Consider the following 22,701-nt stretch of genomic DNA (forward strand, 5'->3'; position numbering starts at 1 on the left):
GCTATCCTTTTTTATATATGGTTTCTTTAAGAGCATCTTGCTATAATAAAAGCAGTGCTTTCTCTTTAAAGGTCGCTTTTTAAGGGCTTTTGTGATATAATAATGCGCAAGAGGTTTAGAATGAAAAAAAATAATTTAATCCCGTTTTCTGCAGTCTTGCTAGGACTTGCAACTTTCGGAATCTTAACTTTGCTGATTATTTTTTCACATAATCTTGCTGTAACAATCACTGTTTTATTTTTATTTGTACTGCTTTATCTGCTTTTATTTGTATGGCAAAAAAAACAGTACGAAAAGAGCGAAATTGAACAAATCCAATATGTAAATCACCAAGCCGAAAATAGCTTGAGTACTTTGCTTGATCAAATGCCGGTTGGAGTCCTGAAATTAGACTTATCTAGTGGCGAAGTGGAATGGTTTAATCCCTATGCTGAGCTGATTTTGACTACTGAAGAAGGGGAAATTGATGTTGAGTTAATTCAAACCATCATCAAGGCTTCTGTTGGAAATCCAGGTTCGTATGCTACCTTGGGCGAAACACGATATGCTGTTCATATGGACAAGAATTCGGGTGTTTTATATTTCTTTGATGTTTCTGGGGAGTACGAAGCGACTGTCGAATTGGTAACTAGTCGTCCAGTCATTGGGGTCATCTCAGTGGATAATTACGATGATTTGGAGGATGCGACGTCTGACTCTGATATCAGCCATATCAATAGCTTTGTAGCTAATTTTGTTTCAGAATTTGCTAGTAAGTATGCTATGTTTTCTCGCCGTGTGGGGATGGATCGTTTTTATTTATTCACAGATTACACAGTACTCGAGGAATTGATGAATGACAAATTCTCTGTTATTGATGCTTTCCGAGAAGAATCAAAACAGAGGCAGCTACCCCTAACTTTAAGTATGGGATTTTCTTATGGTGATGGAAATCATGAAGAGATAGGGAAAATTGCCTTGCTCAACTTGAACTTAGCAGAAGTTCGCGGTGGTGACCAGGTGGTGGTCAAGGAAAATGATGAGACCAAGAATCCAGTCTACTTCGGTGGAGGAACTGCTGCGTCTATCAAACGTACTCGTACACGTACGAGAGCCATGATGACAGCCATTTCTGATAAGATTCGAAGTGTTGACCAGGTTTTTGTAGTCGGTCATAAAAATCTAGATATGGATGCCTTGGGCTCTGCTGTCGGTATGCAGTTGTTTGCAAGTAATATTATTGAGAGCAGTTATGCTGTCTATGATGCAGATAAAATGTCAGCAGATATCGAGCGTGCTATCCAGTTCTTAAAGAAGGAAGATACTACGAAACTCTTATCTCTTACAGATGCGATGAAGCTAGTTACAAGCCGTTCGTTATTGATTTTAGTGGATCACTCCAAGACGGCTTTGACCTTATCGAAAGATTTTTATAATTTGTTTACTCAAACCATTGTTATTGACCATCATAGACGTGACCAGGATTTCCCTGAGAATGCAGTCATCACCTATATTGAAAGTGGGGCAAGTAGTGCCAGTGAGCTGGTCACAGAATTGATTCAGTTCCAAAATTCTAAGAAAAATCGTTTAAGTCGTATGCAGGCCAGTGTTTTGATGGCTGGTATGATGCTGGATACCAAAAACTTTACGTCTCGAGTAACGAGTCGAACTTTTGATGTGGCTAGCTACCTTCGAACACGTGGAAGCGACAGCATCGCGATTCAGGAGATTGCTGCGACAGATTTTGAAGAATACCGTGAGGTAAATGAACTCATTTTACAAGGTCATAAGCTAGGTTCAGATATCTTGATTGCCCAAGCTAAGAACTCAATGTCTTATGACACAGTTGTCATCAGTAAGGCTGCCGATGCTATGTTGGCTATGTCTGGCATTGAAGCCAGCTTCGTTCTAGCAAAAAATACACAAGGATTTATCTCCATCTCGGCTCGAAGCCGTAGTAAAATCAATGTGCAACGCATTATGGAAGAACTCGGTGGCGGAGGCCATTTTAATCTAGCGGCTGCGCAAATCGAGAATATGAGTCTGTCAGAAGCAGGAGAAAAATTGACTCAACTTGTCTTGGATGAACAAAAGGAAAAGGAGAAAGAAGAATGAAAGTAATCTTTTTAGTAGATGTCAAAGGAAAAGGGAAAAAAGGCGAAATCAAGGAAGTGCCAACTGGCTATGCTCAAAACTTCCTGATTAAAAAGAATTTGGCCAAGGAAGCGACTGCTCAAGCAGTGGGTGAGTTGCGTGGAAAACAAAAATCAGAAGAAAAGGCTCATGCTGAAATGATTGCCGAAGCAAAAGCCATCAAGGCTAAGCTTGAAGCAGAAGAAACGGTTGTAGAGTTTGTTGAAAAGGTTGGACCGGATGGCCGTACATTTGGCTCCATCACTAACAAGAAAATTGCAGAAGAATTGCAAAAGCAGTTTGGTATTAAGATTGACAAACGCAATATTCAAGTGCAAGCACCAATTCGAGCAGTAGGTTTGATTGATGTACCAGTGAAGATCTATCAAGATGTTACAAGTATCATCAATCTTCGTGTAAAAGAAGGTTAAGTTTACAACTTGTTGACAAGATTGTAAAAGGAAGGAAAGTCGGATGGCAGAAGTAGAGGAACTGCGAGTTCAACCTCAGGATATTTTGGCAGAACAATCTGTTCTGGGGGCTATTTTTATAGATGAGAGTAAGCTCGTTTTTGTCCGAGAATACATTGATTCTCGCGACTTCTTTAAGTATGCTCATCGGTTGATTTTCCAAGCAATGGTAGATTTGTCGGATCGTGGGGAAGCAATTGATGCGACGACAGTTCGGACGATTTTGGATAGTCAAGGGAATCTCCAAAATATTGGTGGCTTGTCTTACCTTGTTGAAATTGTCAACTCTGTACCAACTTCAGCTAATGCGGAATATTATGCTAAAATTGTAGCTGAAAAGGCTATGCTACGTCGCTTGATTTCCAAGTTGACAGAGTCTGTCAACCAAGCCTATGAAGCTTCTAAGCCTGCAGATGAAATCATCGCTCAGGCTGAAAAGGGACTCATAGATGTTAGCGAAAACGCCAATCGTAGTGGGTTCAAGAACATCCGAGATATTCTAAATATCAACTTTGGGAACCTAGAAGTTCGGTCACAACAAACAACGGATATCACTGGTATTGCAACGGGTTACCGTGATTTGGACCATATGACGACAGGTCTCCATGAGGAGGAATTAATTATTCTAGCGGCGCGACCAGCAGTTGGTAAGACAGCTTTTGCCTTGAACATTGCTCAGAACATTGGGACTAAGTTGGACAAGACGGTAGCTATCTTTTCACTGGAAATGGGTGCGGAAAGTCTAGTAGACCGTATGTTGGCGGCCGAAGGCTTGGTGGAGTCTCATTCTATCCGTACAGGTCAATTGACTGATGAGGAGTGGCAAAAGTATACCATTGCTCAAGGGAACCTAGCCAACGCGAGTATCTATATCGATGATACGCCAGGGATTCGAATCACGGAAATTCGTTCGCGCTCACGCAAACTAGCTCAAGAAACGGGCAATCTAGGATTGATTTTGATCGACTACCTACAGCTTATCACAGGGACTGGTCGTGAGAACCGCCAACAAGAAGTTTCTGAAATTTCTCGTCAGTTGAAAATTCTAGCCAAGGAATTAAAAGTTCCAGTCATTGCTCTCAGCCAGTTATCCCGTGGAGTGGAACAGCGTCAGGATAAGAGACCAGTCTTGTCTGATATTCGTGAATCGGGTTCTATCGAGCAGGATGCGGATATCGTAGCTTTTCTATACCGTGACGATTACTACGATCGTGCTGGTGAAGAAGAGGAAGGAATTCCAAATAACAAGGTAGAGGTTATCATCGAGAAAAACCGTAGTGGAGCTCGTGGAACGGTGGAATTGATTTTCCAAAAAGAATACAATAAATTTTCAAGTATCTCAAAGAGGGAGGCATAAGATGTCAGATGCATTTACAGATGTAGCCAAGATGAAAAAAATCAAAGAAGAGATCAAGGCGCATGAGGGACAAGTCGTTGAAATGACTTTGGAGAATGGCCGTAAGCGTCAAAAAAACAGACTGGGTAAGTTAATTGAGGTTTATCCATCTTTATTTATCGTTGAATTTGGGGGTGTTGAGGGAGACAAACAAGCCAATGTTTATGTTGAATCCTTCACCTACTCAGATATCTTGACAGAGAAGAACTTGATTCGCTATCTAGACCAAGAATCCTAAAATGAAGTGAGCTTTGCTCACTTTTTTCTTTTTCTCCCGAATAGTATAAACGAGGGTAACCTCAGAAATTTATATCACTAAGGAGAATGAATGACGTTTTTTAAATCAGGAGTTAAGAAGAGTAGATATACTCAGTTGGGTGTAGGGCTGGCTACTTTGTTCGTTACGAGTACTTTTTTGTTTGGTGGGGAATCGGTTCAGGCCGACAGTGTAGCGCGTGGAGATGACTATCCGCTTCACTACAAAAATGGTAGTGTTGAAATCGATCAGTGGCGGATGTATTCTCGCCAGTGTACGTCTTTTGCGGCCTTTCGTTTGAGTAGTGTAAATGGCTTTGAGATTCCTCCTGCCTACGGAAATGCGAATGAATGGGGGCATCGTGCTCGTCGTGAAGGTTATCGTGTGGATACTAAGCCAGAAGTTGGGGCTATTGCTTGGTCGACAGAAGGTTATTATGGGCACGTGGCCTGGGTATCAAATGTATCAGGGGATACGATTGAGATAGAAGAGTATAATTATGGAGTTCGAGAAAAGTATAACCGTCGAAAGGTCAAGGCTAGTTCGATGACAGGTTTTATTCATTTCAGGGATTTATCCACTAGCCATAGTGCGGGTGAGAATGCTCGTAGCTCAGAGCTTCCGTCTAGTGGGACAATAGTATTCACGGGGAAATCGCCTATTATGGACCAACCATCAAGTACAGGACAAGTTATTGACTACTATTATGCTGGTGAGAGTGTGAGTTATGATCAGGTTCTTGAAAAGGATGGTTATAAGTGGCTCGGTTATCTATCCTACAGTGGTGCTAGAAGATATGTGCAGTATGCAGAGTTAAGCAATACAGAGAAAGGCTGGAAAAAAGAAGGAGGAAGTTGGAATTACCGTGAGAACGGGAAACTCGCAACTGGTTGGAAGAAAATAAATGGCAGTTGGTATCACTTTAAAGACAATGGAACCATGTCAACAGGTTGGGTGAAGGATAGTTCGCATTGGTACTATCTAAAGGCATCAGGGGAGATGCAGACGGGATGGCTCAAGGAAAATGGAACATGGTATTATTTGGAGAGTTCAGGGGCTATGAAGTCTAGCCAGTGGTTCCAGGTAGGAGGAAAGTCTTATTACGTCAATGCTTCAGGGGCTTTAGCAGTGAATACTACTGTAGATGGCTATCGAGTGGATAGTAATGGAGCTAGAATCTAGAAAGAATATAAAAAAGAGGGCTTCACTACCATTTGCCTATTCTTTCCGATGGTATTTTTCCTTGCTTTCCTTTATAATGGGTGTATGGACAAGAAAAAATTATTATTAATTGATGGATCTTCTGTTGCCTTTCGAGCTTTTTTTGCGCTTTATCAGCAGCTGGATCGGTTTAAAAATGCTAATGGCCTTCATACCAATGCAATTTACGGATTTCAACTTATGTTGAATCATGTCTTGGAGCGAGTTGAACCCAGCCATGTTTTGGTAGCTTTTGATGCAGGTAAGACGACTTTCCGAACAGAGATGTATGCAGACTACAAGGGTGGCCGTGCTAAAACTCCAGATGAGTTTCGTGAGCAATTTCCCTTCATTCGTGAGTTGTTAGACCATCTTGGGATTCGCCATTATGAGTTGGCCCAGTATGAAGCCGATGATATCATCGGGACTCTAGGCCGTTTGGCTGAGAAGGATTCCTTCGATGTGACTATCGTTAGCGGAGACAAGGACTTGATCCAGTTGACGGATGAGCATACGGTGGTCGAGATTTCCAAGAAAGGTGTGGCTGAGTTTGAGGCCTTTACGCCAGACTATCTTATGGAAAAGATGGGCCTCACACCAGCTCAGTTTATTGATCTTAAGGCTCTTATGGGGGATAAGTCTGATAATATCCCTGGAGTCACTAAGATTGGTGAAAAGACGGGTATCAAGCTCTTGCTGGAGCATGGTTCGCTAGAGGGTATTTATGAAAATATCGATGGGATGAAGGCTTCTAAGATGAAGGAAAATCTCATCAAAGACAAGGAACAGGCCTTTTTATCGAAAACACTGGCGACCATTGAAACTCAGGCACCAATTGAGATTGGACTTGATGATTTGGTTTATAATGGCCCAGATGTGGAAAATCTCGGGAAATTCTACGATGAGATGGGCTTCAAACAGCTCAAGCAAGCTTTAAATGTGTCATCAACGGATGCTCCTGAAAGATTGGATTTCACTATCGTTGACCAAGTCAGTCAAGACATGCTGAGCGCAGACTCTATCTTCCACTTTGAACTCTTTGGGGAAAACTACCATACAGATGATTTGGTTGGTTTTGCCTGGTCCTGTGGGGATAAACTTTACGCTACAGATAAACTTGAGCTCTTGCAGGATCCGATCCTCAAGGAATTTCTAGAAAAAATAGCTCTGAAAGTGTATGACTTTAAAAAAGCTAAGGTTCTTTTAAATCGCTTGGGTTTGAATCTGCAGGCCCCTGCTTTTGACAGCCGTTTGGCCAAGTACCTTCTCTCTACTGTCGAAAACAATGAAATTTCAACCATTGCGAGTCTTTATGGTCAGACTTACATAGTCGATGATGAGACCTTTTACGGTAAGGGTGTTAAGAAAGCTATCCCTGAGAGAGAGGAATTCTTGGAGCATTTGGCTCGCAAGGTTGCTGTATTGGTTGAGACTGAGCCTGTTTTACTTGAAAAACTCAGTGAACATGGACAGTTAGACCTTCTCTATGACATGGAGCAACCTCTGGCTTTTGTCCTTGCCAAGATGGAAATCGCTGGAATTACAGTCAAGAAAGAGACCTTGCTTGAGATGCAGGCTGAAAATGAACTTGTCATTGAAAAGCTAACTCAGGAGATTTATGAACTGGCTGGTGAGGAATTTAATATCAACTCCCCTAAACAGTTGGGCGTACTGCTTTTTGAAAAGCTCGATCTTCCTCTAGAATACACCAAGAAAACCAAGACAGGTTACTCGACAGCCGTGGATGTGCTAGAGCGACTGGCTCCTATTGCACCAATCGTCAAGAAAATCCTCGATTACCGTCAAATTGCTAAGATTCAGTCTACCTATGTGATTGGTTTGCAAGACTGGATTTTGGATGATGGCAAGATCCATACGCGCTATGTGCAAGATTTGACTCAGACTGGGCGTTTGTCTAGTGTGGATCCAAACTTGCAAAATATCCCTGTTCGTTTGGAACAAGGCCGTCTCATTCGTAAGGCCTTTGTCCCTGAGTGGGAGGATAGTGTCCTTCTCAGCTCCGACTATTCGCAGATTGAATTGCGCGTTTTGGCTCATATTTCCAAGGATGAGCACCTAATTAAGGCCTTTCAAGAGGGAGCAGATATCCATACCTCGACAGCCATGCGGGTCTTTGGAATTGAACATCCTGAGGATGTGACTCCAAACGACCGTCGTAATGCCAAGGCAGTAAACTTTGGAGTGGTTTACGGGATTTCAGACTTTGGTTTGTCTAATAATCTGGGCATCAGCCGTAAAGAGGCTAAAGCCTACATCGATACCTATTTTGAACGCTTCCCAGGTATTAAAAACTACATGGATGAAGTGGTGCGTGAAGCGCGTGATAAGGGCTATGTAGAAACTCTCTTCAAGCGTCGTCGTGAGTTGCCAGATATCAATTCACGTAACTTCAACATTCGTGGTTTTGCAGAGCGGACTGCCATCAACTCTCCTATCCAGGGTTCAGCAGCAGATATTCTCAAGATTGCTATGATCCAGCTAGACAAGGCTTTGCTAGAAGGCGGCTATCAGACCAAGATGCTCTTGCAAGTGCATGATGAAATCGTCCTTGAGGTTCCGAAATCGGAACTAGCAGCCGTTAAAGCTCTAGTGAAACAAACCATGGAAGAAGCCATCCAGCTCAGTGTTCCCCTTGTTGCAGATGAAAATGAAGGGGCAACCTGGTACGAGGCTAAATAAGAAAACTATGATAGAGTTTGAAGCATATGTCTTCAAACTCTTTTTCAAGATTTTCTGTAAGCAGTTTCCTTGACTTTTCCTTGTATTTGCGTTACTATATGTCCATATAAGATATGGGAGTCTGTGTACAGTCTGAGAGGAAGTGTTAAACTTCGACCGCACCTGATCTGGGTAATGCCAGCGTAGGGAACGATACTTAGCCGAATTCTGCACCTTTTCCATATATGGAAAAGGTTTTCTTTTTGTTAAAGGGAAACCTGAGAAAAGGAGGTTTTTATGAAAGCAAGCATTGCCTTGCAAGTCTTGCCCCTATCACAGGGGATCGATCGAATTGCTATTATCGATCAGGTTATTGCTTATCTGCAAGCTCAGTCCGTGACCATGGTAGTGACACCATTTGAAACGGTCCTGGAAGGGGAGTTTGATGAGCTCATGCGCATTCTCAAAGAAGCGCTTGAAGTGGCCGGGCAGGAGGCAGATAATGTCTTTGCCAATGTCAAAATAAATGTAGGAGAGATTCTAAGTATTGATGAGAAACTTGAAAAGTATACTGAGACGTCACATTAGTCTATTGGGTTTTCTAGGAGTCTTGTCAATCTGGCAGTTAGCAGGAATATTCAAACTTTTACCCAAGTTTATCCTGCCAACTCCTCTTGAGATTCTCCAGTCCTTTGTTCGTGACAGAGAATTTCTCTGGCACCATAGCTGGGCGACCTTGAGAGTGGCTTTACTGGGTCTAGTTCTGGGTGTCTTGATTGCCTGTCTCATGGCGGTACTCATGGATAGTCTCTCTTGGCTCAATGATCTGATTTACCCTATGATGGTGGTTATCCAGACCATTCCGACCATTGCCATAGCACCTATCTTGGTCTTGTGGCTAGGCTATGGGGTATTGCCCAAGATTGTCTTGATTATTCTGACGACAACCTTCCCTATCATCGTCAGTATTTTAGATGGTTTTAGGCACTGTGACAAGGATATGCTGACCTTGTTTAGTCTGATGCGAGCAAACCCTTGGCAAATCCTGTGGCATTTTAAAATCCCGGTTAGCCTGCCCTACTTTTATGCAGGTTTGAGGGTCAGTGTCTCCTACGCCTTTATCACAACCGTGGTGTCCGAGTGGTTAGGAGGCTTTGAAGGTCTTGGTGTTTATATGATTCAGTCTAAAAAGCTGTTTCAGTATGATACCATGTTTGCCATTATTATTCTGGTATCGCTTATCAGTCTTCTAGGTATGAAGTTGGTCGATATCAGTGAAAAATATGTGATTAAATGGAAACGTACTTAAATAGAGCGTTTTAGAAAAAGAAAAGAGGAAATGAAAATGAAGAAAACATGGAAAGTGTTTTTAACGCTTGTGACAGCTCTTGTAGCTGTCGTGCTGGTGGCTTGTGGTCAAGGGACTGCTTCTAAGGACAATAAAGAAGCAGAACTCAAGAAGATTGACTTTATCCTAGACTGGACGCCAAATACTAACCACACAGGGCTTTATGTTGCCAAGGAAAAAGGTTATTTCAAAGAAGCTGGAGTGGATGTTGATTTGAAATTGCCACCTGAAGAAAGTTCTTCTGACTTGGTGATCAATGGCAAGGCACCATTTGCAGTGTATTTCCAAGACTACATGGCTAAGAAATTGGAAAAAGGGGCAGGAATCACTGCCGTTGCCGCTATCGTTGAGCACAATACATCAGGAATCATCTCACGTAAATCTGACAATGTGAACAGTCCAAAAGACTTGGTTGGGAAGAAATACGGAACTTGGAATGACCCAACGGAGCTTGCTATGTTGAAAACCTTGGTAGAATCTCAAGGCGGAGACTTTGAGAAGGTCGAAAAAGTACCAAACAACGACTCAAACTCTATCACACCAATTGCCAATGGCGTTTTTGACACTGCTTGGATCTACTACGGTTGGGACGGTATCCTTGCCAAATCTCAAGGTGTAGACGCCAACTTCATGTACTTGAAAGACTATGTCAAGGAGTTTGACTACTACTCACCAGTTATCATCGCAAACAACGACTATTTGAAAGACAATAAAGAAGAAGCTCGCAAAGTCATCCAAGCTATCAAAAAAGGCTACCAATATGCCATGGAACATCCAGAAGAAGCTGCAGATATCCTCATCAAAAATGCACCTGAACTCAAGGAAAAACGTGATTTTGTCATCGAATCGCAAAAATACTTGTCAAAAGAATACGCAAGCAACAAGGAAAAATGGGGACAATTTGACGCAGCTCGCTGGAATGCCTTCTACAAATGGGACAAAGAAAATGGTATCCTTAAAGAAGACTTGACAGACAAAGGCTTCACTAACGAATTTGTAAAATAATGACAGAAATTAGACTCGAACATGTAAGTTATGCCTATGGCGGTGAAAAGATTTTAGAGGATATCAACCTGCAGGTGACTTCGGGTGAAGTGGTTTCTATCCTAGGTCCAAGTGGTGTTGGAAAGACCACTCTCTTTAACCTAATCGCTGGGATTTTAGAAGTCCAGTCTGGGCGAATTGTCCTTGATGGCGAGGAAAATCCTAAGGGGCGCGTGAGTTATATGTTGCAAAAGGATCTCCTTTTGGAGCACAAGACGGTGCTCGGCAATATCATCCTGCCCCTCTTGATTCAAAAGGTGGATAAGGCGGAAGCTATTGCCCGAGCAGATGAAATCCTTGCGACCTTCCAGCTGACAGCCGTACGGGATAAGTATCCTCATGAACTTAGTGGTGGAATGCGCCAGCGTGTGGCCTTGCTTCGGACCTACCTTTTTGGGCACAAACTCTTTCTTTTAGACGAAGCCTTTAGCGCCTTGGATGAGATGACAAAGATGGAACTCCACGCTTGGTATCTGGAGATTCATAAGCAGTTGCAGCTAACGACCTTGATCATCACACATAGTATTGAAGAGGCCCTCAATCTCAGCGATCGAATCTATATTTTGAATAATCGCCCTGGGCAGATTGTTTCAGAAATTAAACTAGATTGGTCTGAAGACGAGGACAAGGACGTCCAAAAAATTGCCTACAAACGACAAATATTAGCAGAATTGGGATTAGATAAGTAGAAAAATAGGGAGTTGGTGAAGATTATCCTTTACCAGCGCCCTTTTTCTTTTAAAAATGAGAAAATTTCGGTATAATAGTCAAAGATAGTCAAGGTTCAAAGAAGGAGTTTGATTTACTATGAGATTTAAAAATACATCAGATCATATCGAAGCCTATATCAAGGCGATTTTAGACCAATCTGGTATTGTGGAATTGCAACGGAGCCAGTTAGCAGATACCTTCCAGGTTGTACCGAGTCAGATCAACTATGTCATCAAGACCCGTTTTACTGAAAGCAGAGGTTACTTAGTTGAGAGTAAACGAGGTGGTGGAGGCTACATTCGCATAGGGCGGATTGAGTTTTCCAGTCATCATGAGATGCTCCGCGATTTGCTTTACTCGATTGGTGATCGAGTTAGTCAGGAGATTTACGAGGATATTCTCCGGCTTTTAGTGGAGCAAGATTTGATGACCAAGCAGGAGATGACCTTGCTGACGTCTGTAGCAACAGATCGTGTCTTAGGGGAAGAATCCTCAGTTGTCCGTGCCAATATGCTCCGACAGCTATTACAAGAGGTAGATAGAAAAGAGAAGTAAGATGAACTATTCAAAAGCATTGAATGAATGTATCGAAAGTGCCTACATGGTTGCGAGCCATTTTGGAGCTCGATATCTAGAGTCTTGGCATTTATTGATTGCCATGTCCAATCACAGTTATAGTGTGGCAGGTGCGACTCTAAATGATTATCCTTATGAAATGGACCGTTTAGAAGAGGTTGCTTTAGAACTGACTGAAACGAACTATAGCCAAGACGAAACTTTTACGGAGTTACCCTTTTCCCATCGTTTGGAGGTTCTCTTTGCAGAAGCAGAGTATGTGGCCTCAGTGGTCCATGCTAAGGTGCTAGGGACAGAGCACGTCCTCTATGCGATTTTGCATGATGGCAATGCTTTGGCAACTCGCATCTTGGAGAGAGCAGGTTTTTCTTATGAAGACCAGAAAGATCAGGTCAGAATTGCTACTCTTCGTCGCAACTTAGAGGAACGTGCAGGTTGGACAAGAGAAGACCTTAAGGCTTTGCGTCAGCGCCACCGTACCGTGGCAGATAAGCAAAATTCCATGGCCAATATGATGGGCATGCCTCAGACTCCAAGTGGCGGTCTAGAGGACTACACGCATGACCTGACGGAGCAAGCGCGCTCTGGCAAGTTAGAGCCAGTTATCGGTCGTGACAAGGAAATCTCACGTATGATTCAGATTTTGAGTCGGAAGACCAAGAACAATCCTGTCTTGGTTGGAGATGCTGGTGTCGGGAAAACAGCTCTGGCCCTTGGACTTGCCCAGCGTATTGCTAGTGGTGATGTACCTGCGGAAATGGCCAAGATGCGCGTTCTAGAGCTTGATTTGATGAATGTCGTTGCGGGAACCCGTTTCCGTGGAGATTTTGAAGAGCGCATGAACAATATCATCAAGGATATCGAGGAAGATGGCAAAGTAATCCTCTTTATCGATGAACTCCACACCATCATGGGTTCTGGTAGTGGTATTGACTCGACTCTGGATGCGGCCAATATCTTGAAGCCAGCCTTGGCACGTGGAACTTTGAGAACGGTTGGTGCAACCACTCAGGAAGAATACCAAAAACACATCGAAAAAGATGCAGCCCTTTCTCGTCGTTTTGCTAAAGTGACGATTGAAGAGCCAAGTTTAGCTGACAGCATGACCATTTTGCAAGGTTTGAAGGCGACTTATGAGAAACATCATCGTGTGCAAATCACAGATGAAGCTGTCGAAACAGCCGTTAAGATGGCACATCGTTACCTAACCAGTCGTCACTTGCCAGACTCTGCTATCGACCTCTTGGATGAGGCGGCAGCAACAGTGCAAAACAAATCCAAGCATGTGAGAATGGACGAATCCGACTTGAGTCCAGCAGACAAGGCCTTGATGGATGGCAAGTGGAAACAAGCTGCCCAGTTAATCGCAAAAGAGCAGGAAGTCCCTGTCTATAAAGACTTGGTAACAGAATCTGATATCTTGACCACCTTGAGTCGCTTGTCAGGGATTCCAGTCCAAAAACTGACGCAAACAGATGCTAAGAAATATCTGAACTTGGAAGCGGAACTCCACAAACGTGTCATCGGTCAAGATCAAGCTGTTTCAAGCATTAGCCGTGCGATTCGCCGCAACCAGTCAGGTATTCGCAGTCACAAGCGTCCGATTGGTTCCTTTATGTTCCTAGGACCGACGGGGGTTGGTAAGACCGAACTGGCAAAGGCTCTGGCAGAAGTTCTCTTTGATGACGAATCAGCCCTTATCCGCTTTGATATGAGTGAGTATATGGAGAAATTCGCAGCTAGCCGTCTCAATGGAGCTCCTCCGGGCTATGTAGGCTACGAAGAAGGTGGGGAGTTGACCGAGAAGGTTCGCAACAAACCTTACTCTGTGCTCCTCTTTGACGAGGTAGAAAAGGCCCACCCAGACATCTTTAATGTCCTCTTGCAGGTTCTGGACGACGGTGTCTTGACAGATAGCAAGGGGCGCAAGGTTGATTTTTCAAATACCATTATCATCATGACGTCAAACCTTGGCGCGACGGCTCTTCGTGATGGCAAGACTGTTGGCTTTGGCGCGAAAGACATTCGTTTTGATCAGGAAAATATGGAGAAACGAATCTTTGAAGAGTTGAAAAAAGCTTATCGACCAGAGTTTATCAACCGTATTGATGAAAAGGTGGTCTTCCATAGCTTAGATAGCAAACACATGCAAGAAATTGTTAAGATTATGGTGAAACCATTGATTGCTAGCCTGGCAGAGAAGGGTATCGACTTGAAACTGCAAGCTTCGGCACTGAAGTTGCTAGCTAGTCACGGTTACAATCCAGAAATGGGAGCTCGCCCACTTCGCAGAACACTGCAAACAGAAGTGGAAGACAAGTTGGCAGAACTCCTCCTTAAGGGGGAACTGGTAGCAGGGAAGACCCTTAAGATTGGTGTCAAAGCTGGTCAATTAAAATTTGATATTGCTTAAAAATGGAGAGTCAGGAGCAATCCTGATTCTTTTTTGTATTTATTTTTATGAAACCAAAGGAAACAAGTTGACAATATGTAAATATTGGTTATAATAAGAATAGATATTAAGATTTGTATAGAATGAAAAAGAGCAGAGTTTCCTGAAATTTCCACCATTTCAATAGAGCCCTGTTTCTTTTTTTGCGTATGAAATGAAAATAATGTAAACCTAGCAAAAGAGTGAATTTTAGATAGGTTAAGAAGGGAAATAGATGAACATTTTAGTTGTAGATGATGAGGATATGATTAGAGAGGGAGTAGCTGCTTTTTTGAGAGAAGAGGGCTATCATGTTATTCTAGCAAAGGATGGGCAGGAGGCTTTGGAGAAATTTCATGAGCTCCCTATTCATCTGATGGTCTTGGATCTGATGTTACCGAAGCGGAGTGGATTTGAGGTTTTAAAAGAAATTAATGAAAATCATGATATTCCTGTAATCGTCTTAAGTGCGCTCGGAGATGAGGAAACTCAGATGCAGGTATTTGACCTTTATGCTGATGATCATGTGACAAAACCATTTTCACTAGTGCTCCTAGTCAAACGGATTCAAGCCTTGCTTAGGCGTTACTATGTTGTGGAGGATATTTGGCATTATCAAGATGTGACAGTGGATTTCACATCCTACCAAGCTCGAGTCAAGAACGAGGAGGTTGCAATTAAGCCGAAAGAATTGTTGGTTTTAAAATGTTTGATCCAACATAAGAACCAGGTCTTGAGTAGAGAGCAGATACTCGAGTCTATCTCAAATGATTTTGCAGATTTGCCTCTTGATAGAGTAGTTGATGTTTACATTCGAAATCTTCGTAAGAAGTTGGATCTGGATTGCATTGTAACAGTGAAAAATGCCGGATATAAAATTAGCTTATGATAAAAAACCCTAAATTATTAACCAAATCATTTTTAAGAAGTTTTTCGCTTTTAGGTGCAATCGCTTTGGTCATCCACATTGCCATCTATCTGACCTTTCCTTTTTATTACATTCAGCAAGAGGGTGAGAAGTTTAATGAGAGTGCGACTATTATGAGCAGGTACTTAGAAGGCAAAAATTTTCATGAACTGCCTAGTTTGCTGGAGTCCTATTCGAAGTCTCTTCGCATCTCTGCCCATTTGAAAGATGATGTACTGGACAAGAGAATTTCCCTTGTGCATGACTTGGAAATAAAGGAAGGCAGTCCCACTAACTATATCGTAACGATTGACCGTCAGATTACGACAGTTGATGGTAAAAAGGTAACCATTCAATTTATTCAAGGTGTGGATATTTATAAAGAGGCAACACGGATTATGCTTCTCTATCTCCCTTATACCTTTCTAGCAACGCTTGTATTTGCTTTTCTCTTTTCCTACTTCTATACGAAACGTTTATTGGAGCCTCTCTTTTATATCTCAAAAGTTACAGGTAAAATGCAGGAGTTGGATCATGATATTCGCTTTGATGAAACGCGAAAGGATGAAGTTGGGGAAGTTGGAAAGCAAATCAATGATGTGTATGAAAACTTGTTGGCAGTCATTGATGAATCTGAGAGAAGAAATGAACGAATTATCAGGTTGCAAAAGCAGAAAGTTTCTTTTGTTCGTGGAGCGTCACATGAGTTGAAAACTCCTTTAGCCAGTCTTCGAATTATTCTAGAGAATATGCAGTACAATATTGGAGATTATAAAGACCACCCTAAGTATATAGCAAAGAGTATCGATCAAATTGATCAAATGAGTCACTTGCTCGAAGAAGTTTTGGAGTCCTCTAAGTTCCAAGAGTGGACAGAGTGTAGCAAGACCTTGATAGTCCAGACTGTTTTGACGGATGTTTTATCTCGCTATCAGGAATTAGCATGCTCAAGAGGAATAGAAATTGAAAATCAATTGACAGATGATACCAGGGTCGTCATGAGCCTCAAGGCATTGGATAAGGTTTTGACAAACCTGATTAGTAATGCAATTAAATATTCAGATAAAAATGGGCGCGTAATCCTATCCGAGCAAGATGGCTATCTTTCTATCAAAAATACCTGCCAACCTCTTAATCAAGAAGAGTTGAATCATTTGTTTGATATTTTTTACCACTCTCAAGTTGTTACAGACAAGTCTGAAGGGTCTGGTTTAGGACTCTATATCGTGAATAACATCCTAGAAAGTTATCAAATGTCCTATAGTTTTCTCCCTTATGAACAGGGAATGGAATTTAAAATTTGCTTGCAAGCAGATTAGTTGTATAAAGTAACAGAACGGAAATCTCTCCGTTCTTTTTTGTTAAAGTTCACATAGGTTTAACATGAGAATATTATTTTAAATATAGAAAAAAGAAAGGATACTGGTATGGTATTAGCAATTATTTTAGTAACCTTCCTCGTTCGATTGATTTTTTTTAAAACGTTCGATGGAGAATGAAAAACGAATCCTTAGCAATGGTGGGAAAGAATTTGGAGTTGAGAATACAAAACGATTAACGATGGCTCATATTGTTTTTTATCTCTCTTGCTTCGTTGAAGCACTGGTGCACAAGACAAATTTTGATGGCATGAGCATAGTTGGTTTAGTTTTGCTTATTTTTTCCATGTTGATGTTATTGCTGGTCATTCACCTATTAGGGGATATTTGGACAGTTAAGCTAATGCTTGTCAATAATCACAAATATGTAGATCATCCTCTCTTTCGAATTGTGAAACATCCCAATTACTTTTTAAATATTCTTCCTGAGTTAGTTGGTTTAGCTTTGGTGAGTCATGCTTACGTAACTTTTATCTTTATTTTTCCTGTCTATGCGGTTATTCTTTATCAAAGAATAGCAGAAGAAGAGAAATTACTGCAAGAAGTTATCATTCCTAATGGAAGAATGAAAGGATAGCGAAAATAATATAGCAAATTTCATATACAATTCATATTGGCAGGATATACTGTAGTTAATTAAAATCGTGGAGGATATAGATATGTTTAAATCAAATCATGAACGAAGAATGCGTTATTCCATTCGTAAATTTAGTGTAGGAGTAGCTAGTGTACTAGTAGCTAGCTTCTTTATGGGGAGTGTTGCTCATGCTGGTGAGATGAGCTCGAGTGCACCCACAAATAGTGCCAAGGTCACTGAACAAACTTCATCTAAGGATAAGGTAGGAGAAAATAAAGAAACTTCTTCTGAAAATAATAAAAAAACAGAACCAGCTAGAGAAACTTTGAAAGATGCAAAAGAAAAATTAATAAAAGAGCTAGCGGAAAGTGACCTTCCTGCAGATAAAAAAGCAGCATATCAGCAGAAAATCGAACAGGCGAATGATACAGGAAGCTTGCTTTCGATAGATAATGATTTTCACCTAGACTTACTAAAACATCATGAAAAGCAGCATATGGAACAAGAAAGGAAGGAAAAAGAAAATCAATCGAAAGATGAAAACAAGGTAGTTCCTCCGACTAAGGAGAGCTCGGAACAGTCTCAAGATACTTCTACAAAAGAGAACACAGGTGCGGTCGCTGAAATTCAAAAACGTTTAAAAGAAGAAATCAGAAAGGGTACTCTACCAACTGAGCGGAAAGATTCCCTGATAAAAGAGATTGAGGGAGAAGATGACCGTGATAACCTAGAAACTTTGGAGAATAGTTATAGAGAGCTGGAAGATACTTTCAAAAAAATCAATGAAGAACTCGACCATCAAAAGAAATTGATTAGCGATATGGCAACTACAAAAGGTATCACTGAAGAGGATAAAAGTTCTTTAGTAGGCGAAATCAATAAAATCAAAGAGCGAGTTGTAAATGATTTTAAGAACGAGTCGGATAAATCACTCCAAACGATTAAACAAGAAGTTATTGCTGATCTAGGTAAGTTATTCAAATCTTACAAAGCTTACGTTGAAAAAGAAATTCAAAATTACGTCAATGAACAAGTGGACGAAAACATAAAGGAGAAAAAACTAAACAAAGAAGAAGCAAACGAGGATGCCACAATCAAACAGTTACGCGAGTTGGAAAAAAAGGCGCTTCAGCAACTCGATCAGGCCGCGAAAAACGAAGAGGTGCTGAAGGCTAAACACAGTCTTCTTGATGAGATTGCAAAACTCAAAACATCTAATGGCAATAAAGAGACAACGAAACCGAGAGACAAACGAAGTGCTAAGGAGACTGATCAGCAAGATTTAGATAAACAAATTTCAGAAGCTAATCTATCGCTTTCTAATCACATGAGTGAGCTGTTGGATAGAACTAAAAAAGATTTGAAATCTGAGGATGAGTCTAAATTTGGTGAATTAATTAAAAATGCCTTAGGAATTGTAAATAAATATAGATCAGAGCTTTCTAAAGCTCAAACAAAAGAGGAACTAGATCGGATTCTAGGAACAGCGAAGTCAGAGCTAAATGCTGCTGTGGAGGAATTCAAAAAAGGGTTAACGAAACCAACTGAGCCTCAAAGAAAGCCTGATATGGAAGGTCATATTCCTCCAACTAAAGATGGGAAATCTCAGACACCGACTGAAGAAACGAAAGAGATAGAATCTTTGAAGAATAAGGCTAAGGAAGAGCTAAAAAAACTAGAGCAAGCTTTGACTGAAGTGAATAACTATCCAGAGTTACCAGAAAATAACAGTGATTATAAGGTGCAGAAAAAAGATATTTGGGAGGATTCTAAAAAGATTGCTCCTGCTAAAATAAAAGCATTTAGAGAGCAGTTAGAAAAAGGTTCATACACTGCCAAAACTCTCCAAACGTTTATAGATGATTTTATCTATTATCAAATCCATGCACAAATCGAAAAGATGACAAGACAAGTCGCTTTGTATCGAGAAAAATACGCGAAAATTCCTAGTCTAGAAAAAGAGTTTGAATCAGGTATCAAGCAAACATGGAATAAGAATTATGCTACCTTAGAAGGGAAATATCTAGCGGATTACTTTAAGAACGAATTTCTTCCATCCTTTAATAAGATTCAGCAGATTGTGGAACTTCAGAAGGCTATCAGTCAGCTTGAAGAAGAAATGAAGACAGTTCCAGATGGAGCTAAGTTAACAGGAGAAGCTGGTTCTGCTTATGAAAAGGTCAGAAATCGCGCAAGCGAAATCATTAAACAGGAGAAAGAGCTTCTAGAACAAGTAAATATTACAGAAAAGCAGCTAGATACTCAGATAGGAGAGCTTCAGAAGAGCTTATCTGAATTGAAGGTAGCGAAGGCCAACTTAGTGCCAAAGAAAGAAGATAAGAAAGAAATTCCAAAACCAGGTATGCAACCAAGCCCTCAACCAGAAGGCAAGAAACCACACACGCCGGCACAACCTGGTACTGAGGATAAAAAGCCATCTACTCCAAAACCAGATATGCAACCGAGTCCTCAACCGGAAGGCAAGAAACCACACACGCCGGCACAACCTGGTACTGAGGATAAGAAGCCATCTACTCCAAAACCAGGTATGCAACCAAGTCCTCAACCAGAGGGTAAGAAACCGCAAACACCGGTACAACCCGGTACTGAGGATAAGAAGCCATCTACTCCAAAACCAGATATGCAACCAAGTCCTCAACCAGAAGGCAAAAAACCACACACGCCGGCACAACCCGGTGCTGAAAATCAGAAGCCATCTGCTCCAAAACCGGGTATGCAACCAAGCCCTCAACCAGAGGGTAAGAAACCACACACACCGGCACTACCAAAGACACATAAAATCTTTACAGCAGCAGATGGCAAGACGAAAGTTTCAGTAGTATTTGATAAACCTACAGATGCTGATAAGTTACATCTCAAGGAAGTAACGACGAAAGAGTTGGCTGATAAAATTGCTCGTAAAACAGGAGGAGGAACAGTTCGTGTGTTTGACTTATCTCTTTCTAAAGGAGGCAAGGAAACTCATGTCAATGGAGAACGAACTGTTCGGCTCGCGCTTGGGCAGACTGGTTCGGATGTTCAGGTCTATCACGTAAAGGAAAATGGCGACCTTGAGCGTATTCCTTCTAAAGTTGAAAATGGGCAAGTTGTTTTTAAAACGAACCACTTCAGTTTGTTTGCGATTAAGACACTTTCTAAGAATCAAAATGTCACCACACCTAAGCAGACTAAACCGTCTATCCAAGATAGTCAAACACAGATAGGAGAGAGCCAAACTGGAAAATTCCAGAATAAAGAAGTTAATCATAAACCACTGGCTACTGGAAATGAAACAGTGGCAAAAGGGAATCCTACATCAGCAACTGAGAAGAAATTGCCATCTACAGGAGTGGCGTCTAATCTAGTTCTTGAGATCATTGGTCTCCTTGGTTTGATTGGAACTTCATTCATCGCGATGAAAAGAAGAAAATAATGATTCAGTTTTTTAAAAATATCCACTTTCGATATTTAGCATTTGATTGGTTAACCATTGAAGATCCCAAAGATTTTACTTATAATTGGTATCTAATAATGATAAGTCATTTCATATAGAGATGGAACTAAGATATAAAAAGAGAAGGCTAGTGAACCACAAAAGTTAGAGTTTTTATATCCAACTTTTGAGGGGCAGTATAAAGATGGCCTTCTCTTTTTTTGACACCTTTTTATAAAAAATAATAAAAACCTATTGACAAAATAAAAATATAGTATATAATAAAAACACAGAAAATAAAAATATTAAAAATCATAAAAAGGTAAAACGTTTATGAAAAAGAAAACAGCAGTGATATTTGGAACCTTTGCCCCTCTCCATCAAGGGCATATCGACCTTATCCAGAGAGCGAAGCGCCAGTGTGATCAGGTCTGGGTGGTCGTTTCAGGATATGAGGGAGACCGAGGGGAGCAGGTAGGCTTAACGCTTCAAAAAAGATTTCGCTATATCAGAGAGGCTTTTGGTGATGACGAGTTAACCTCTGTCTGCAAGTTAGATGAAACCAATCTTCCCCGTTACCCTATGGGCTGGCAGGAGTGGTTGGACAAAATGTTAGCGGAGATTTCTTATGATGAAACCCAACAAGAACTGATCTTCTTTGTGGGAGAGGCAGACTACCAGCAGGAATTATCTAATCGTGGCTTTGAGACTGTCTTGCAAGAAAGAAAGTTTGGTATCTCAGCGACTATGATTCGAGAAAACCCAAGCAAATATTGGAAATATGTCGCTCAACCCTTCCGTCGTCAGTTTACAAAGAAAGTGTTAATTATGGGAAGTGCTAGCAATGGGAAGACCACTCTAGCCAAGGATTTGGCAAGGTATTACGATGCACCCGTTAGTCTGGAATACGCGCGTGAGTACCAGATCAAAAACAATGTCCGCGACGATGAATTGACTCCAAAAGATTACTATTATCTCCTGTTGGGCCAGTATGACCAGACCTCTAAGTTAATCGATAGTAATGCTAATCGAGGTCTAGTGATTGCTGACACCAACTCCTTAGTAACCAAGGGCTACTATGATTATTACATGGAGACTGAGGATCGAGGGGACTTATCGGGAGAGACTTTTGATAATCTCTTTGTCTCGATATTGGCTAAGGAAAAATGGGACTTGATTCTCTTTGTGCAACCTGTCGGTTCCTATGTCAATGACGGATTTAGAGATATGACCATGGCAGAAGACCATATTCGTCATAGTTTTTCCCAGCATTTGGATCAGATGAGGGAGCGCTACTTAGCAAACATTCCACTAGTTTATCTAGCTGAGGATTATCTAGGAAATTATGAAGCAGCCAAAGTGGCTATTGATGCCATTTACCAAGCAGATTAGGAGAAAAATATGAACAAACTAACTGAAAAAATCACACAATTTATTGAAAACTTTAAAAATGTCCATGCGGAAGCCCGCAAGATCGGTTTTGCAGGAATCATGCGCCTGCTCTGGAAAGATCTCTTTGTCGGCCGTAGCCTTTTCCAGTGGTTGTATCTCATCGCCTTGTCAAGTGTTCCCTTGATCTTAGAGTTCACGCAAAATACGGAAAGTCATGACTGGCTGAGCTTGTTTGCATCCTGGACTGGGATTGTCTGTGTTATCTTGGTAGCAGAAGGTCGTGCAAGCAATTATCTCTTTGGGACCATTAACTCGGCTATCTATTTGATCTTGGCCATGAATGCGACTTTTTACGGAGAAGTTTTGACGACTGTTTACTTCTTTGTCATGCAGCCGATTGGTCTCTATGCTTGGCTGTCCAATCGTATCAATGACCAAGGAAAACCAGAAGAATCCCACTTTGAAGCTAAGAAATTATCTGTTCTTGACTGGCTCAAGTACTTGGTCTTGACTGCCATTATCTGGATTGGTATGGGCTTTGCTTACCAAAGTATCCATAGTGCTCGCCCTTTCCGTGATAGTGTTACCGATGCGACCAATGGTGTTGGTCAGCTCTTGATGACACGTCTTTACCGCGAGCAATGGATTTTCTGGATTGCAACCAATCTCTTTAGTATCTACCTCTGGTGGGGTGAAAATATCCACATTCAAGGGATGTACTGGGTTTACACACTGAACAGTCTAGTGGGATGGTACCAATGGACCAAGGCAGTTCGAAAGGAGGCATAAG

17 protein-coding genes and 1 pseudogene are annotated in these 22,701 nt (G+C 41.4%); all 18 read left to right on the top strand.

Annotation, left to right across the window (positions count from 1 at the left end; translation table 11 throughout):
* Window positions 1-120 precede the first annotated feature (120 nt).
* The 18 genes and pseudogenes from FOA33_RS00300 (at window position 121) to pnuC (ending at window position 22,700) form a co-directional block, all read left to right on the top strand.
* A complete protein-coding gene (locus FOA33_RS00300) occupies window positions 121-2,094 on the top strand; it encodes a DHH family phosphoesterase (protein WP_221160273.1) in 1,974 nt (657 codons plus the stop codon).
* Window positions 2,091-2,543: a 50S ribosomal protein L9 gene (rplI, locus tag FOA33_RS00305; protein WP_221160274.1), complete on the top strand. Its 453-nt coding sequence runs from the start codon at window positions 2,091-2,093 to the stop codon at window positions 2,541-2,543. Before FOA33_RS00300 ends, rplI begins: the two co-directional genes overlap by 4 nt.
* Before the next feature lie 43 nt (window positions 2,544-2,586).
* Window positions 2,587-3,939 carry a replicative DNA helicase gene (gene dnaB / locus FOA33_RS00310; RefSeq protein ID WP_221160275.1) on the top strand — a complete coding sequence of 451 codons (1,353 nt, stop codon included), beginning with the start codon at window positions 2,587-2,589 and terminating at the stop codon, window positions 3,937-3,939.
* 1 nt (window position 3,940) lies between these two features.
* A complete protein-coding gene (locus FOA33_RS00315) occupies window positions 3,941-4,216 on the top strand; it encodes a Veg family protein (protein WP_221160276.1) in 276 nt (91 codons plus the stop codon).
* Window positions 4,217-4,306: 90 nt separating this feature from the next.
* The gene (locus FOA33_RS00320) at window positions 4,307-5,416 is read left to right on the top strand and encodes a CHAP domain-containing protein (RefSeq protein ID WP_221160277.1); all 1,110 of its coding nucleotides are present in this window, start codon (window positions 4,307-4,309) and stop codon (window positions 5,414-5,416) included.
* A gap of 84 nt (window positions 5,417-5,500) precedes the next feature.
* Window positions 5,501-8,134, top strand: coding sequence for a DNA polymerase I (gene polA, locus FOA33_RS00325; RefSeq protein ID WP_221160278.1), 2,634 nt, complete (start codon window positions 5,501-5,503; stop codon window positions 8,132-8,134).
* A 276-nt stretch (window positions 8,135-8,410) separates the two neighbouring features.
* Window positions 8,411-8,701, top strand: coding sequence for a thiamine-binding protein (locus FOA33_RS00330; protein ID WP_007518133.1), 291 nt, complete (start codon window positions 8,411-8,413; stop codon window positions 8,699-8,701).
* The gene (locus FOA33_RS00335; protein ID WP_221160279.1) at window positions 8,664-9,422 is read left to right on the top strand and encodes an ABC transporter permease; all 759 of its coding nucleotides are present in this window, start codon (window positions 8,664-8,666) and stop codon (window positions 9,420-9,422) included. Before FOA33_RS00330 ends, FOA33_RS00335 begins: the two co-directional genes overlap by 38 nt.
* A 36-nt stretch (window positions 9,423-9,458) precedes the next feature.
* Window positions 9,459-10,466, top strand: coding sequence for an ABC transporter substrate-binding protein (locus FOA33_RS00340; protein WP_221160280.1), 1,008 nt, complete (start codon window positions 9,459-9,461; stop codon window positions 10,464-10,466).
* Window positions 10,466-11,194 carry an ABC transporter ATP-binding protein gene (locus FOA33_RS00345; RefSeq protein ID WP_221160281.1) on the top strand — a complete coding sequence of 243 codons (729 nt, stop codon included), beginning with the start codon at window positions 10,466-10,468 and terminating at the stop codon, window positions 11,192-11,194. Before FOA33_RS00340 ends, FOA33_RS00345 begins: the two co-directional genes overlap by 1 nt.
* A 118-nt stretch (window positions 11,195-11,312) precedes the next feature.
* Complete coding sequence (locus FOA33_RS00350) at window positions 11,313-11,771, top strand: CtsR family transcriptional regulator (RefSeq protein ID WP_213988630.1); 459 nt, start codon at window positions 11,313-11,315, stop codon at window positions 11,769-11,771.
* A gap of 1 nt (window position 11,772) precedes the next feature.
* Complete coding sequence (locus tag FOA33_RS00355) at window positions 11,773-14,205, top strand: ATP-dependent Clp protease ATP-binding subunit (protein WP_221160282.1); 2,433 nt, start codon at window positions 11,773-11,775, stop codon at window positions 14,203-14,205.
* 253 nt (window positions 14,206-14,458) lie between these two features.
* Window positions 14,459-15,112: a response regulator transcription factor BgrR gene (gene bgrR / locus FOA33_RS00360; protein ID WP_221160283.1), complete on the top strand. Its 654-nt coding sequence runs from the start codon at window positions 14,459-14,461 to the stop codon at window positions 15,110-15,112.
* Window positions 15,109-16,449, top strand: a complete 1,341-nt coding sequence (bgrS, locus tag FOA33_RS00365) for a sensor histidine kinase BgrS (RefSeq protein ID WP_221160284.1) — start codon at window positions 15,109-15,111, stop codon at window positions 16,447-16,449. Before bgrR ends, bgrS begins: the two co-directional genes overlap by 4 nt.
* A gap of 108 nt (window positions 16,450-16,557) precedes the next feature.
* Window positions 16,558-17,086: pseudogene (locus tag FOA33_RS00370) on the top strand (isoprenylcysteine carboxyl methyltransferase family protein).
* Between the two features lie 82 nt (window positions 17,087-17,168).
* Window positions 17,169-20,519 carry a GAG-binding domain-containing protein gene (locus FOA33_RS00375; RefSeq protein WP_221160285.1) on the top strand — a complete coding sequence of 1,117 codons (3,351 nt, stop codon included), beginning with the start codon at window positions 17,169-17,171 and terminating at the stop codon, window positions 20,517-20,519.
* Between the two features lie 333 nt (window positions 20,520-20,852).
* On the top strand, window positions 20,853-21,911 hold the full coding sequence (locus FOA33_RS00380; RefSeq protein ID WP_221160286.1) for an AAA family ATPase: 1,059 nt from the start codon (window positions 20,853-20,855) through the stop codon (window positions 21,909-21,911).
* A gap of 9 nt (window positions 21,912-21,920) precedes the next feature.
* Entirely contained in the window at window positions 21,921-22,700 is a 780-nt protein-coding gene (pnuC, locus tag FOA33_RS00385) for a nicotinamide riboside transporter PnuC (RefSeq protein WP_221160287.1), read from the top strand.
* The last annotated feature ends 1 nt before the right edge of the window (window position 22,701 follow it).

The sequence above is a fragment of the Streptococcus cristatus genome (assembly GCF_019685515.1).
Taxonomy (GTDB): Bacteria; Bacillota; Bacilli; order Lactobacillales; family Streptococcaceae; genus Streptococcus.

Coding starts and splice junctions, on each gene's coding strand:
- FOA33_RS00300 (WP_221160273.1), top strand. CDS start 121: ATGAAAAAAAATAATTTAATCCCGTTTTCTGCAGTCTTGCTAGGACTT.
- rplI (WP_221160274.1), top strand. CDS start 2,091: ATGAAAGTAATCTTTTTAGTAGATGTCAAAGGAAAAGGGAAAAAAGGC.
- dnaB (WP_221160275.1), top strand. CDS start 2,587: ATGGCAGAAGTAGAGGAACTGCGAGTTCAACCTCAGGATATTTTGGCA.
- FOA33_RS00315 (WP_221160276.1), top strand. CDS start 3,941: ATGTCAGATGCATTTACAGATGTAGCCAAGATGAAAAAAATCAAAGAA.
- FOA33_RS00320 (WP_221160277.1), top strand. CDS start 4,307: ATGACGTTTTTTAAATCAGGAGTTAAGAAGAGTAGATATACTCAGTTG.
- polA (WP_221160278.1), top strand. CDS start 5,501: ATGGACAAGAAAAAATTATTATTAATTGATGGATCTTCTGTTGCCTTT.
- FOA33_RS00330 (WP_007518133.1), top strand. CDS start 8,411: ATGAAAGCAAGCATTGCCTTGCAAGTCTTGCCCCTATCACAGGGGATC.
- FOA33_RS00335 (WP_221160279.1), top strand. CDS start 8,664: ATGAGAAACTTGAAAAGTATACTGAGACGTCACATTAGTCTATTGGGT.
- FOA33_RS00340 (WP_221160280.1), top strand. CDS start 9,459: ATGAAGAAAACATGGAAAGTGTTTTTAACGCTTGTGACAGCTCTTGTA.
- FOA33_RS00345 (WP_221160281.1), top strand. CDS start 10,466: ATGACAGAAATTAGACTCGAACATGTAAGTTATGCCTATGGCGGTGAA.
- FOA33_RS00350 (WP_213988630.1), top strand. CDS start 11,313: ATGAGATTTAAAAATACATCAGATCATATCGAAGCCTATATCAAGGCG.
- FOA33_RS00355 (WP_221160282.1), top strand. CDS start 11,773: ATGAACTATTCAAAAGCATTGAATGAATGTATCGAAAGTGCCTACATG.
- bgrR (WP_221160283.1), top strand. CDS start 14,459: ATGAACATTTTAGTTGTAGATGATGAGGATATGATTAGAGAGGGAGTA.
- bgrS (WP_221160284.1), top strand. CDS start 15,109: ATGATAAAAAACCCTAAATTATTAACCAAATCATTTTTAAGAAGTTTT.
- FOA33_RS00375 (WP_221160285.1), top strand. CDS start 17,169: ATGTTTAAATCAAATCATGAACGAAGAATGCGTTATTCCATTCGTAAA.
- FOA33_RS00380 (WP_221160286.1), top strand. CDS start 20,853: ATGAAAAAGAAAACAGCAGTGATATTTGGAACCTTTGCCCCTCTCCAT.
- pnuC (WP_221160287.1), top strand. CDS start 21,921: ATGAACAAACTAACTGAAAAAATCACACAATTTATTGAAAACTTTAAA.